This is a genomic window from Streptomyces sp. NPDC002754 (genome assembly GCF_053592315.1).
In genome coordinates this window covers 23511-35995 of record NZ_JBSFVM010000011.1, presented here as the reverse complement: position 1 = coordinate 35995, position 12485 = coordinate 23511, and the positions used below count along the sequence as shown (strand labels likewise).

The window sequence follows — 12485 nt, the reverse complement described above, 5'->3', positions numbered from 1 at the left end:
GTGTAAAGTTGCTTTACTTGCGCCGAGTAAAGCCACTTTATTCAGGTGTCAAGATGAAGGCATGGAAACCCCCGACCCGCTCGAGCGCACCGAACTCACCTTCCTGCTCGGGATGGCCTTTCAGCTGGTGCTCACCGAGTTCGTGAGTCGGGTCGACGCCGCCGGATACTCCGACCTCCGCCCCGTGCACGGCATGGTGTTCCAGGTGTTGCACGGTTCCGGTGCCACCAGTAGCGAGCTCGCAGAGGAGCTCGGAGTCACCAAGCAGGCCGCGGGGCAGATCATCGACGACCTGGAGAATCGGGGGTACGTGGAGCGCCGGCCGCATCCCGCCGGCGGCCGGCGCAGCCTCGTCGTACTGACCGGCAAGGCTCTGGAGCACCTCGCCGTCGCCGGAGGGATTCTGCACGACCTGGAGGCGCAGCTGGCGGAGCGGCTGAGTGCGTCGGGCCGGGAGGTGCCGCGGGCCGAACTCGCCGCGATCGTGCGTACGTTGGCGGGGGACAGGATTCCGCCGTTGCGTCCGGTGTGGTGAGTGCGCTCGGTCAGTCGGTGAGCCGCCCGGTGACGGCCCCGGCCGCCGCGAGCCCGACGACGGCCAGGCAGCTGCTCACCAGGAACGGGTCGAAGGTGTCCATCGCGGGGGCGAACCCGACGCCCACGTAGAGCGTGACACCGGCGGAACCGCCCAACTGGTCCGCGGCCCGCTGGACGCCGGAGGCGATACCGGCGTCGTCCTCGGTCACGCCCGACACCGCGACGTACTGCAGGCCGACGATCCCGAATCCCATCCCGGCCGCGATGAGTGCCATGGCCGGGACCAGCGCCCAACCGGCCGCCCCGAGCGAGGCGACCAGCGCGATGGCGGCCATCGCCAGCACGGTGAACCCGACCCCCGCCAGCACACACGCCCGCGCGCCCCAGCGCCCGAGCAGTCGCGGCACCAGCACCGAGGCCGCGATCAGGGACACCGCCAGCGGCAGCATCGTCAGACCCGCCTGGAGCGGTCCAGCGCCCAATCGGTTCTGAAGGTAATAGGTGAACAGCAGGAACGACGTGGACAGCGCGGCGCTCAGCAGTGCGGTGGCGGTGTTGGCCAGGACGCGTGGACGGTTGCGGAAGAACCGCAGCGGCACGAGCGGGTGGCGTGATCGGCGCTCGATCCTGACGAACAGGGTGCCGGCCACCACCGCGCCCGCCAAGGCCACCGGCGGCAGCCAGGCTCGCCCACCGTCCGCCGCCCCCGCCTCGACGACGCCGAGCGTGAACAGCAGCGGCGCCGCGATCAGCAGGAGGGAACCCGGAAGGTCCAAGGGGGCCTGCCCGGCGGGCCGTTCGCCCGGAACGAGGAACACCGCCGCCGCGAGTACGACCAGGATGAAGGGTACGGACGCCAGGAAGATCCACCGCCAGCCGAGCAGCTCGGTGACGACACCGGAGACCACGAACCCGAGGACGAGGCCACAGCTCGCGACCGCCGCCCACACACTCAACGCCCGTGACCTGCGCGGCCCCTCGGGAAACATGAGCACGATCACCGCCATCGCCGCGGGAAGCGCGATCGCCTCCCCGGCGCCCTGCAACAGCCGGGCCGCCACCAGCACGGCGAACGACGGCGCGAGCCCCGCCAGCAGCGACGCGGCGCCGAACAGTGCGGTGCCGAGCAGGAGGACGCGGCGCCTGCCCAGTACGTCGCCGAGCCGGCCGCCCAGCATCAGCAGACCGCCGCCGGTGATCGTGTACCCGACCACGACCCAGGTCAGTGTGTGCCCGTCGACGTCGAAGTCGGCGCCGATCGAGGGCAGGGCGACATTGACCACGGTCACGTCGACCGCGATGAAGAACTGCAACATGGCCATGCAGCACAGCACCAGCCACGCACGCACCGGGGACGAACCGTCCCGCCGCGAAAGTCGCGAAAGTCGCGAAAGTCGCGAAAGTCGCGAAAGTCGCGAAAGTCGCGAAAAGAGAATGCCTGAAAACACAGAGTGCTCCGTTACCCAGAAGGGGTTCCGAGCAGCACCGACGTGCCGCTCCGGTCATTTCACGGAGCGGCAGAACGTCCGAAGAGTAGTGAGATGAACGCCCCGCCGCTAGCGGAGCGCCCTCGTCACCGCGGCACAGGCGGCCGCGCAGGAAGAAGCAGACATGCGGGCGATGCTACCGGACCGCCCCGTTCGGCTGCGGAGTGTCCGCCACGGGCGCCGGAAGATCGGCCGCCAGGTGGTCGTGTGTCGCGTCCGGGTCGGTCAGGCGGTTGAGGCGCGCCGGGACGTCGAAGCCGACCAGGGCGACGACGATGATCGTGCCGGCGAAGGTGAGCACGGCCAGGGCCTTGCCGAGCGGCATCCCGTCAGCCAGCGAGGCACCAAGGACCGGGGCCACGGCGCCGCCGAGCGCACCCACGTTGTACGTGAAGCCGAGCGCGGCCGCCCGGTTCTCCGTGGGGAAGTGGCCGCCGATGTAGCGCGGCAGCAGACCGGAGATGCCGAAGCTGAGCCCCTGAAGGACGAACAGGAGAGCGCCCAGCAGAAGCAGGTTGTCCTTGACCGCGAAGACCGGGAAGACGAACACCATCGAGGCGATCAGCGTGAGCGAGTACGCCTTCTTCGTGCCGATCCAGTCACCGACGAACCCGGCCAGCCAGCAGCCCGCCATCGTGCCGAAGCCCGCGAAGAACATCGCGTTGCTGACCTGGTCGGGGGAGTAGCCGAGGTCCGACTTGAGGTACGTCGGAAGGAGTGCCTGGATGGGCCAGGTGTAGAGGAACGCGAAGAACACCGTCACGGTCATCGCCACGTACAGCGTCCAGTTGCGGCGCCCGCCCATCTGCGCCGCCAGCGCGATGAGGCTGACACCTGCGACGACCGAGAGCACGGGCACGTACCCCGCGCCGATGGGTGTGAAGACGGCGAAGAGGGAGATCGTCGCGGCGACCGTCAGGACGACGTTGGCCGTCGCGCGGGCCGTCGTCGCGAAGAGCGGGCGGAAGGGGTTGGGCTTCTTCGTCTTCTGCTCGACCGTCTCGCTCCACTCGGCGGCCTCCGGCAGTGCCCGGCGCAGCCACAGGGCGACCACGATCGGGATGATCCCGATGTAGAACATCCACCGCCAGCCCAGCGTCGGCACGACCCACTTGTACACCTCGGCCGCCAGCACCGAACCGACCGAGAACCCGGAGATCAGGAACCCGCTCGCCCGGTTCCGCAGACGCGCGGGCCAGCTCTCCATCGCGTACGTCGCGCTGGCGCTGTACTCGCCCGCCATCCCCATGCCGATGGCGAGCCGGGCGACGAACAGGCTGGTGTAGTCCCAGGCGAAACCGCAGGCGAAGGTGCCGAGGGAGTACAGCAGGATGCTGACCACCATTGAGAGCTTGCGGCCGTAGCGGTCGCCGAGGGCGCCGAGCACGGCGCCGCCGATCCACCGGGTGATGAACGCGGCGGACACCAGGCTGGCGCCCTCCACCGTGCTCAGCCCGAAGTCGGCACTGATCTCCGTGAGGACGAGGGTGATCAGGACGAAGTCGAAGCCGTCCAGGACATAGCCGATCCAGGCGGCGAAGAACGACTTCCACTGGGTACCGGTCACCTCGCGGTACCAGGGGCCTGTGTCGTGGGTTGTGTGGCGCACGGTGTCTCCATCATGTCGGACCGCCTCGGCATTGAGTACGGGCCGCGGGCGGTGGCGTGTCAGCGCTGAGCGAGTCCTGCGACGAATTGGCTGGTCAGAGCGGTGGGAGCGGTGATGGCTGTGCCGACTACGACACTGTGGGCACCGCGGGCCAGGGCCTGCGCGGCCTCCTGCGGGGTGCGGACGCGGCCTTCGGCGACCACGGGTGTGTCGAGGGCCGTGGCGAGCGCGGCGACGAGGTCGAGGTCCGGGCCGTCCTGCTTCGGGGTGCCGGGGACGTAGCCGGAGAGCGTGCTGGACACCAGGTCGGCGCCCGCGACCACCGCGGCGACACCTTCGTCGAACGTCGCGACGTCGGCCATCACCAGGGCGCCCGCCGCGTGCACGGCCTCGGCAGCCGCGGCGAAGGTGCTGCCGTCGGGACGCGGCCGGTCGGTGGCGTCGATCGCGACCACATCGGCGCCCGCCTCGGCGATCGCCACGGCGTGCCGGACGGTCGGCGTGATGTAGACGCCGGTGTCGCCGTCCTTCCAGAGGCCGATCAGGGGCAGGTCGACGGCCGCACGGATCGCGGCCACCACCTCGGGTTCATTGGCGCGGATGGCGGCCGCGCCACCTGCGGCGGCGGACTGTGCGAGGCGGACGAGGGTGGAGGTCTCGCGCATCGGGTCGCCGGGCGGGGCCTGGCAGGACACGATGAGCCGGCCGGCGAGGGCTTCGGTCAGGGCGGTCGCGGTGAGAGGGGTGCGGGGCGTCATCAACTGGCTCTGCTTCCAAGGGGGTTCGGGTGGAGGCGGCGGTCGTGCGGGTCGCGCAGCGGCGGTTCGGCGGCGCTCGTCAACGGCTGCGCGGTCTGTGCAGTGGAGCCGTGCCGGTCAGGGCCGCCGCGCCCAGCACGGCCGCGTCGGCGCCGAGGGTCGGGGGAACGGGGGTCAAGTCCCGTAGTAGTGGCATGAGTTCACCCGCGAAGGCGCGGGCGAGCGCGTCCCCGTAGAGCGGGCCGATCCGCGGGACACCGCCCCCGACCACGACACGGTCGGGGCCGAGCGCGTTGGCGAGTCCGCCGAGGGCGCGCCCGGTCGCCGTCGCGCCGATCGTGATCGCCCGGACGGCGTCGTCTTCCCCGGCCGCCGCACGCTCGGCGACTGTCTGCAGGCGGTCGGCGGTCCGCCCGGTGAGCCGCTCGTACAGGGCGGTGATGCCGGGCCCCGAGGCGACGGCCTCCAGGTGTCCGCTCGCACCGCAGGTGCACGGGAGGCCCGCGGCCTCGGGGCTCGGCAGATGCCCGAGGTGTCCTGCGACGCCCGCGACCCCGTGCAGCATGCGGCCACCCGCGGCGACGGCGCCCCCGACTCCCGTGCCGACGGCGACGAACAGCAGCGTGGCGTCGGCGCCGAGCGCGGCGAGTTCGGGGCCCGCCGTGGCCCGCACGTCGTTGTCGCAGGCGACCGGGAGGCCGGTGCGCTCCGCGAGACCGGAGCCGAGCGCGGTGCCCGCCCACCCGCGGATCGTGTCGGTCGAGGCGGTCACCATGCCCGTACGGGGATCGATCACGCCGGCCGCGGCGACACCGACGGCCCGTGCGCCGTGGTCGACGGCCCGCGCCGCCGCACCGAGGGCGTCGAGTACGGCAACGGGCCCCTCGGCAGCGGGAGTTGGCCTGGTGTGCCGGTCGAGTACGGACCCGTCCGGGCCCACCAGGGCGGCGGCGATCTTCGTGCCGCCCAGGTCGAGCCCGATGACGGGACCGGACACCGGAAGGGGCCCGGTGCTCATCGGACCGGCGCGAGCCCGGCGGCCCGCAGGCGCACGGCGATGCTCTCGACGGACGCCTCGCTCAGCTGGATCTGCGGGAACGCGGTGTCGCCGTTGTTGATGACGCCGAGCAGCCGCAGGGCACCCTTGAAGGAGCCGAGCGCCGACGAACTGCGCCCCATGTCCTCATCGGGCCCGACGTCGACGATGCCGAAGAGCTCGACGAGTCGCTCCTGCTCCTTGGCCGCCAGGTCCCAGTCACCGGCACGGGCAGCCTCGTAGAGACGTACGTACGCGGCGGGGTCCACGTTCCCGATGCCCGGCACGACGCCGTCCACGCCTGCCAACAGGACGGCGTCCACGGTGAGTTCGGAGCCGGTCAGGATGCTGAAGTCGGGTGCGGGTCCGGTCGTCCGGCCGTCCCGGCCGCCCAGTTCGACGATCAGGCGACGCAGTCCGCCCTCGTCGCCGCTGCTGTCCTTGACGCCGGCCAGGGTGCCGTCCTGCGCCAGCTCCCGCAGCAGTGCGGCGGACAGCTTGCTGTGCACCGACACCGGCAGGTCGTACGCGAACAGCGGCAGGTCGACGCTCGCGCGGATGCGCCGGAAGTGCCGGGCGATCTCCAGCGGATGGGTCCGCGTGTAGAACGGCGCGGTGGCCACGAGCCCGTCGGCGCCCAGCTCCGCGGCCTTGGCGGCGTGGTCGAGGACGCGCGGCGTGGTGGTGTCGATGACGCCCGCGAGCACCGGCACCCGGCCCGCGGCGGCGCGCACCACCGTCTCCAGGACCGTGGCGCGCTGCGCGTCGGTGAGGTAGGCGACCTCGCTCGTCGAGCCCAGCGCGAACAGGCCGTGCACGCCGCCGTCGATGAGGTGCTCGACGAGCCGGGACAGGGAGGCGGTGTCGATGTCGCCCTGCGCGTCGAGCGGCGTGCAGACGGGCGGGACGACCCCGCGGAGAGGGCTGGTGAGAGGCATTGCGGTTGCTCCAGTGTTGCTGCGGAGGCGTGGCTCGTGAACGGCCACGGGGTAAGACGTAAGATGTCTTACGTCAGGCATCACCATAGACTCAGCCGGGCGCCAAAGGTCAAGAGCGTCGTGAGTCACACCACACCGGGATGTACGCCGGAAAGCAACACCGGGTTTTCACACCCGGTCGAATCGGAAGGAGGTCGTCGGGTGGCCCGCTCCACGCTGACCGCGGACGTGCAGGAGAGCATCAAGCAGCTGATTCTGGAGCGCGGTCTCACGCCGGGCAGTCCGCTGCCGCCCGAGGGCGAGCTGGCGGAGCTCTTCGACGTCAGCCGGGTCTCGCTGCGCGAAGCGCTCAAGGCGTTGCAGGCCTTGCAGGTCATCGAGATCCGGCGCGGCTCCGGCACCTTCGTGGGCGCGCTCTCCCTCGACCCCTTCGTCAAGGGCCTCGCCTTCCGCGCGGCGGTGCGGCACCGCAACGGGGAGCCGAGCCTGTACGAACTCATGCGGGTGCGCGAGGCGTTGGAGGCGGGCCTGATCGAGAGCGTGGCGGCGTCCGTGCCCGAGGAGGACCTGGAGGCGCTGCGCGCAATCGTCGCGGACATGGAGAAGGAGGCCGAGACGGGGCGCGTCGCACGGGCCACGGATCGCGCCTTCCACGTGGCGCTCTACCGCTCCCTCGACAACTACCTGCTCAGCGAGGTGCTCGACGCGTTCTGGGCGGCCATGGACCAGGTCCGCGACGACATCGGCGACAGCCACCAGGCGGGCGTCGTCACCGCCGCCCACCACAAGGCGATCGTCGACGCCCTGGCCGCGGGGGACGGGCCCCGCGCGGCGGCGGCGATGCGTACGCACTTCGACGGCATCCGGGAGCGACTGGCGCCGGGCGGCATCGCGGCGGCCGCCCGCCCGGTGGGCTGAACCGGGGGTCAGCCGCGGGGCCCCGCCTCCTTGTCGTAGCGGGCCCGCAGGTCCTCCCAGAACCCGAGCCCTACGGACTCGAACAGCCCGCGCACCGGCAGCTGCCCGGCGGTGTCGAGGTCGCCGGTGGCCGCGCGGGCCAGTGCGTCGCGCATCGCGGCCGCGGCGCCGCCGACGTTGAGGAGCGGCATGATGACCAGCGCGTACCCAGCCCCGCGCAGCACGTCGAGCCCCGCGTCGGGTGTCTTGCCGCCGGGGACGAGGTTGAAGAGCGCGGGCGCGTCGACCTCGGACGGCACCCGCCGCACCTCCTCCACCGTCTGCGGCGCCTCGACGAACACCATGTCCGCACCCGCCTCGACGTACCGGTTGACCCGGCGCACGGCCTCGTCGAAGCCGTGCGTAGCGCGGCAGTCGGTGCGGGCGATGAGAACCGTGCCCGGGTCACGGCGCGCCTCGGCCGCCGCCTCGATCTTCGCGGCGAACTCCCCGGCGTCCACCACACGCTTGGCGTCGAGGTGCCCGCACCGCTTGGGAAACTCCTGGTCCTCCAGCTGGATCGCGGCGACACCGGCGCTCTCGTAGAGCTGAACGGTCCGGTACGTGTGGGTGATGTCGCCGAACCCGGTGTCCGCGTCGGCGATCAACGGAATGCCCAACACCTCGGCGAGCAGCCCGGCCTGACGCACCATCTCGGTCTGCGTGGCGAGGCCGATGTCCGGCAGCCCGTTCGCGGCGGCCACGGCCGCGCCCGACATGTAGGCGGCGCGGAACCCGGCGCCCGCCGTCAGCGACGCCGACAACCCGTCGTACACACCGGGCGCGAGCGCCGCGGACCGTTCCCGCAGGATCTCCCGCAGCCGATTCCGTGTGTCCGTCATGAGCCTGCCTCCACCGGTTCGATGCCTCGTTCGCGATCAGTCCCTCATCCGACACTCCGGGGGCCCGCGAGGGAAGTGGGCGACGCCGCAGGCGCCGATGGCGGTCAGCACCCGGGCATGGGCATGGCGGTGTTACACAACCCGGACAGCGCCATGATCGGTTGATGATGAGCGCCCACGTAGGGTCATGTCACAACGACTTGACCAGTCGCCAGTCAATCAGCCGCCAGTCATCAAACGGGGGAGCAGTTCCATGTCCGTACGTCTCGCACACCGTTCCAGCCGCATCGTCCTGACCGCGCTCGCCGCGGTGTCCCTGTCGGTGGCCGCCACCGCGTGCTCCTCGGGGGCCGCGGAGCAGGACAGTGGCAAGCAGAGCACCTCCAGCGGATCGAAGTCCGACGCCAAGGCCGACACGGCGAAGACGGACTCGAACACCGAGGCCGGCACCGAGAGCAAGTCCGGCACCGACGCCACGGGAATCGACGCCGTCAAGAAGGAGCGCGTCGGCCAGTCCTGCGGCACCAACGACCTGGACTTCACCGTCGGCGTCGAGTCCCAGGCCGGTGGCTACTATCTGCTCACCGCGAAGGCCAAGCCGGGCATCACCTGCTACCTGGACGGCAAGACCGCCGACGTCGCCTTCGGCTCCTCGCCCGACAGCCACGCCGGGCCCGCGGAGCAGGCCGTCAGTGACACGGTCAAGCTCTCCGGCTCCACCAAGGCCTACGCCGGCGTCAACCCCAAGTCGGTGAACAAGAACGGCGGCGTGGAGTTCGGGCAGATCATCATCTCCGTCGGTGACACCGGGATCGACCCCGTGGCGCTGAAGCTCCCGGACACCGCTGTCGTCGACAAGCCCGTCGCCACCAACTGGCACGCCGACGCCGCGGACGCCGTCCCCTTCAGCTGAGCTTCGGCGCCCGCACCGTCCGCCCCACCTCCGCCCGCAGCTTCACGAACTCCGGAAGTCCCCGTGTCGCGATCTGGTCGCGCTCCACGGGGAGTTGGACCCGGAGGTCCAGCGCGATGCCGGAGTCGGGGGCAGGAGAGAGGACGACCACGCGGTCTCCCACGTAGACACTCTCGTCGATGTCGTGCGTGACGAACACGATCGTGGTGCCGTCGGCGCGATGGACGTCGAGCAGCAGGTCCTCCAGGTCCTCGCGTGTCTGCGCGTCGAGGGAGCCGAAGGGCTCGTCCATGAGGAGCAGTGACGGGCGGACCACCAGGGCGCGGGCGATCGCGACCCGCTGCTGCATGCCGCCGGAGAGCTGCCAGGGATGGCGCCGGGCCGAGGCCTCGAGGCCGACGCGTGCCAGGATGCGGTCGGCCGCGGCCCGCCGTTCGGTGCGGCGCAGTCCCTGGCGGCGCAGCGGCAGCGCCACGTTGTCGCGGACGGTCAGCCAGGGCAGCAGGGAACGGCCGTAGTCCTGGAACACGACCGCGAGCCGGTCGGGCACCCCGGTGACCGGGGTGTCGTCGATGGTGATCGTGCCCTCCTGTACGGGGAGCAGGCCCGCGATGGTGCGCAGCAGTGTCGACTTGCCGCAGCCCGACGGGCCCACGACACACAGGAGTTGGCCGCTCGGAACGGTCAGCGACACATCGTGCAGGACGCGATGGGACCCGTACGACCGGCTGATGGCGGTGAGGCGCAGCAGGTGGGGGCCGTCCTCGTCGCCGAGGTGTGTCGTCATGCCGTCCTCCCCGTGCCGAGCACACGCTTCTCGATGACCAGCAGGCCGGTGTTGAGCAGATATCCGAGGATGCCGAGCAGGGCCAGGGCGGCCCACACGGTGAGCAGGTCCGAGCGCGACTGGGCGTCAGTGAGGACGAATCCGATGCCGTTCTCGGTACCCGGCAGCAGCTCGCAGAAGACCATGAGGATCAGGGCGAGTGACAGGCTGAGCCGCAGTCCGGCGAAGATACGGGGCAGCGCGGACGGCACGATGACGTACCAGAGCCGCTCGGCCGTGGTGAGCCGCAGCGCGGCGGCGACTTCGAGGCGCAGCGGGTCGGTGTTGCGGGCGCCCTCCGCGGTGTTCACGAGCACCGGCCACACGGCGCTGAACACGATCGACGTGATCTGCATCGGCGTACCGAAGTCGAGGACCACGACGAAGACCGGCACCAGGGCGGGCGGCGGCACGGCCCGCGCGAACTGCAGCACCGGATCGCACAGCGCGTACACCCGCCGGGAGCGGCCGATCGCCACCCCGAGCACGATCCCTGCGACGGCCGCGAGCAGGAAACCGGCCGCCATCCGGCCGAGGCTCGGGAAGATGGTGTCGAACGCGTCGTCGGTCAGGAACACGTGACGAACTGGACCCGAGAACCACAGCTCGTACGCTTGGCGCGCGATGCGTGACGGGGGCGGGAAGAAGACGCTGCCGTGTGCGCGGGCCGCCACCTCCCAGATGGCGACGGCGAGCGCGAGTACGGGCCAGCGGAGCAGGGTGCCGGGCCCGACAACGACCTTGTGAATGAGGCGAGTTGGCGCCTGTGACGTACGCGTCATGCGCGCACCGCCTGCCGCTCGGGCGTCCACGGGAACAACCGCCGTTCACCCCACACCAGTACGCCATTGATCAGCAGTCCGAGCACGCCCGCCCACACCACGCCCGCGAGCACGTCCCGGTTGCCGTCCGTGGCCTGTTGGGCCTGAGCGATGAAGATGCCGAGGCCCTCGCCGAACCCGGACAGAAGTTCCGTGGCGACGGCCACGACGAGGGCGACGGCCGCCGAGATACGGATGCCGACGGCGATGAACGGCGCCGCGCCGGCCAGTTCGACGCGCAGCAGCACCGCGATCCGGCCGAATCCGAAGGCGCGCAGCGTGTCCTTGGCCAGCGGCTCGTTCTCGTGGAGGCCGTACATCGTGTTGAACAGGATCGGCCACACCGAGGCGTACGTGACGAGCGCGATCTCCGTCTCGGTGCCGGAGCCGAGCAACAACGAAACCAGCGGGATCAGCGCCACGGACGGCAGTGGCCGCAGGAACTCCACGATCGCGCGGACCGCCGCGTCGACGACGGGCACACTCCCGAGCAGTAGCCCGGCCGGCACGGCGATCGCACACGCGAGGGCGAGACCGAGCACCCAGGCGCGCAGCGTGGCGCCGACCCCGTCGAGGAACACGGAGTCGCCCGCCAACTCGACGGCGCGGGCCAGCACATCGGACGCGGGCGGCAGATACTCGCGTCGCACGATCCCTGCGCGCGACACCGCCTCGCACACACCGAAGGCCAGCAGCACACCGAGGACGCCGAGCCCGGCGTCCCGGCGGGCGCGCCCGTTCACTTGACGACGAGTGTCGACGGGTCGACGGCCTTCTTCAACAGCCCCTGCTTCCGCATGAGTTCAGTGAGGCGGCGCAGCTGGTCCGGGTCGGTCTTCGACGGATACGCGGGCAGTCCCATCGACTTGGCCTGCGCGGACTTGACCTTGCTGTAGGTGGGTACGACCTTGCGGACGGCCGCGGGGTCCTCGTCGGCGATCTTCGAGGCGGCCTCGATGGCGCGCTTGAACTTGGCGGCGGTGTCCGGGTTCTGCTTCGCATACTTTGCGGTCGTGACGTATCCGCTGATGGGCAGCGACTCGACGGGGCTCGCGGCGCCGTCGATGAGGACCCTCGCCTTGAGGCCGCTCTGGATCGCGCCGTCGAAGGGCTCGACGACATGCACCGCGTCGACCTGCCCCTTCTCCAGGGCGGCCGCCATCTGCGGGAACGCGATCTGCCGGTACGCGGGCGTGGCGGCGCCCCGTTTCTCCAGGATCGCGTCGAGCGTGAGCGTCTGGATGTTGTTGAGGATGTTGACCGCGACCTTCTTGCCCTTCAGGTCGTCCGCGCTCTTGATGGCGGAGTCCTTCGGCACCAGGACATCCATCATGTGCGGCGCCGTCCGCACACCCTCCGCGAGGATGCGCACGTCGAGTGTGCCCTTCTCATGGGCCTGAAGGAAGGTCACATAGTTCGCGCTCGCGATCACGTCGACCTGGCCCTTGGACAGGGCGGGCAACGCCTGGATGCTCTGCTGAACGGGCTGGATGCGGACATCCAGCCCCTCCTTCTTGAACAACCCCCGGTCGCGGGCGATGTACAGCGCGGCGGAGTCGGTCAACGGCAGCGCGGCGACGGTGACGTGGGAGTCCTGGCCGCCGCCGGCATCGTCCGAACCGCTGTCACCGCAGGCCGTCATCAGTAGGGCAAGTGTGGTGACGGCCACCGCCGCCCCACCCGTACGCGTCTTCACCTGACGTGACGTCACCGTCCTTGCTTACCAGGTGATTGACGGTGATCGCCACAGTGCCCACAGTG

At 70.8% G+C, this 12485-nt stretch carries 13 protein-coding genes; 3 read left to right on the top strand and 10 right to left on the bottom strand.

Annotated elements, in window-relative coordinates; genetic code table 11:
* The first annotated feature begins 61 nt into the window (after positions 1–61).
* Positions 62–535: a MarR family winged helix-turn-helix transcriptional regulator gene (locus ACWD2L_RS22690; protein WP_451190770.1), complete on the top strand. Its 474-nt coding sequence runs from the start codon at positions 62–64 to the stop codon at positions 533–535.
* Positions 536–545: 10 nt separating this feature from the next.
* Here ACWD2L_RS22690 and ACWD2L_RS22685 read toward each other — a convergent pair whose 3' ends face one another.
* The 5 genes from ACWD2L_RS22685 to ACWD2L_RS22665 form a co-directional block, all read right to left on the bottom strand.
* Positions 546–1859, bottom strand: a complete 1314-nt coding sequence (locus ACWD2L_RS22685; RefSeq protein WP_451190768.1) for an MFS transporter — start codon at positions 1857–1859, stop codon at positions 546–548.
* A gap of 301 nt (positions 1860–2160) precedes the next feature.
* Positions 2161–3633 carry a sialate:H+ symport family MFS transporter gene (locus ACWD2L_RS22680; RefSeq protein WP_451190765.1) on the bottom strand — a complete coding sequence of 491 codons (1473 nt, stop codon included), beginning with the start codon at positions 3631–3633 and terminating at the stop codon, positions 2161–2163.
* Positions 3634–3692: 59 nt separating this feature from the next.
* Positions 3693–4391, bottom strand: a complete 699-nt coding sequence (locus tag ACWD2L_RS22675) for an N-acetylmannosamine-6-phosphate 2-epimerase (protein ID WP_451190763.1) — start codon at positions 4389–4391, stop codon at positions 3693–3695.
* A 79-nt stretch (positions 4392–4470) separates the two neighbouring features.
* Entirely contained in the window at positions 4471–5409 is a 939-nt protein-coding gene (locus ACWD2L_RS22670; protein WP_451190760.1) for an ROK family protein, read from the bottom strand.
* Entirely contained in the window at positions 5406–6365 is a 960-nt protein-coding gene (locus ACWD2L_RS22665) for a dihydrodipicolinate synthase family protein (RefSeq protein WP_451190757.1), read from the bottom strand. The genes ACWD2L_RS22670 and ACWD2L_RS22665 overlap by 4 nt, the downstream gene beginning before the upstream one ends.
* Before the next feature lie 201 nt (positions 6366–6566).
* Between ACWD2L_RS22665 and ACWD2L_RS22660 the strand changes: the two genes are divergently transcribed.
* Positions 6567–7283: a FadR/GntR family transcriptional regulator gene (locus ACWD2L_RS22660; RefSeq protein WP_451190755.1), complete on the top strand. Its 717-nt coding sequence runs from the start codon at positions 6567–6569 to the stop codon at positions 7281–7283.
* A gap of 8 nt (positions 7284–7291) precedes the next feature.
* Here ACWD2L_RS22660 and ACWD2L_RS22655 read toward each other — a convergent pair whose 3' ends face one another.
* Positions 7292–8164, bottom strand: a complete 873-nt coding sequence (locus tag ACWD2L_RS22655; RefSeq protein WP_451190752.1) for an isocitrate lyase/PEP mutase family protein — start codon at positions 8162–8164, stop codon at positions 7292–7294.
* A 253-nt stretch (positions 8165–8417) separates the two neighbouring features.
* Here ACWD2L_RS22655 and ACWD2L_RS22650 point away from each other — a divergent pair, with 253 nt between their 5' ends.
* Positions 8418–9077: a DUF4232 domain-containing protein gene (locus tag ACWD2L_RS22650; RefSeq protein WP_451190749.1), complete on the top strand. Its 660-nt coding sequence runs from the start codon at positions 8418–8420 to the stop codon at positions 9075–9077.
* Here ACWD2L_RS22650 and ACWD2L_RS22645 read toward each other — a convergent pair.
* The 4 genes from ACWD2L_RS22645 to ACWD2L_RS22630 are packed head-to-tail and all read right to left on the bottom strand — an operon-like array spanning position 9070 to position 12435.
* Positions 9070–9864, bottom strand: coding sequence for an ABC transporter ATP-binding protein (locus ACWD2L_RS22645; RefSeq protein ID WP_451190747.1), 795 nt, complete (start codon positions 9862–9864; stop codon positions 9070–9072). The genes ACWD2L_RS22650 and ACWD2L_RS22645 overlap by 8 nt on opposite strands.
* The gene (locus ACWD2L_RS22640; RefSeq protein ID WP_451190745.1) at positions 9861–10685 is read right to left on the bottom strand and encodes an ABC transporter permease; all 825 of its coding nucleotides are present in this window, start codon (positions 10683–10685) and stop codon (positions 9861–9863) included. The genes ACWD2L_RS22645 and ACWD2L_RS22640 overlap by 4 nt, the downstream gene beginning before the upstream one ends.
* A complete protein-coding gene (locus ACWD2L_RS22635) occupies positions 10682–11467 on the bottom strand; it encodes an ABC transporter permease (protein ID WP_451190743.1) in 786 nt (261 codons plus the stop codon). Before ACWD2L_RS22635 ends, ACWD2L_RS22640 begins: the two co-directional genes overlap by 4 nt.
* Positions 11464–12435, bottom strand: coding sequence for an ABC transporter substrate-binding protein (locus ACWD2L_RS22630; RefSeq protein WP_451190740.1), 972 nt, complete (start codon positions 12433–12435; stop codon positions 11464–11466). Before ACWD2L_RS22630 ends, ACWD2L_RS22635 begins: the two co-directional genes overlap by 4 nt.
* Positions 12436–12485 lie beyond the last annotated feature (50 nt).

Excerpts from the sequence above, each read along its gene's own strand:
- ACWD2L_RS22685 (WP_451190768.1), bottom strand. The coding sequence starts at position 1,859 with ATGGCCATGTTGCAGTTCTTCATCGCGGTCGACGTGACCGTGGTCAAT.
- ACWD2L_RS22670 (WP_451190760.1), bottom strand. The coding sequence starts at position 5,409 with ATGAGCACCGGGCCCCTTCCGGTGTCCGGTCCCGTCATCGGGCTCGAC.
- ACWD2L_RS22640 (WP_451190745.1), bottom strand. The coding sequence starts at position 10,685 with ATGACGCGTACGTCACAGGCGCCAACTCGCCTCATTCACAAGGTCGTT.
- ACWD2L_RS22665 (WP_451190757.1), bottom strand. The coding sequence starts at position 6,365 with ATGCCTCTCACCAGCCCTCTCCGCGGGGTCGTCCCGCCCGTCTGCACG.
- ACWD2L_RS22650 (WP_451190749.1), top strand. The coding sequence starts at position 8,418 with ATGTCCGTACGTCTCGCACACCGTTCCAGCCGCATCGTCCTGACCGCG.
- ACWD2L_RS22655 (WP_451190752.1), bottom strand. The coding sequence starts at position 8,164 with ATGACGGACACACGGAATCGGCTGCGGGAGATCCTGCGGGAACGGTCC.
- ACWD2L_RS22675 (WP_451190763.1), bottom strand. The coding sequence starts at position 4,391 with ATGACGCCCCGCACCCCTCTCACCGCGACCGCCCTGACCGAAGCCCTC.
- ACWD2L_RS22690 (WP_451190770.1), top strand. The coding sequence starts at position 62 with ATGGAAACCCCCGACCCGCTCGAGCGCACCGAACTCACCTTCCTGCTC.
- ACWD2L_RS22645 (WP_451190747.1), bottom strand. The coding sequence starts at position 9,864 with ATGACGACACACCTCGGCGACGAGGACGGCCCCCACCTGCTGCGCCTC.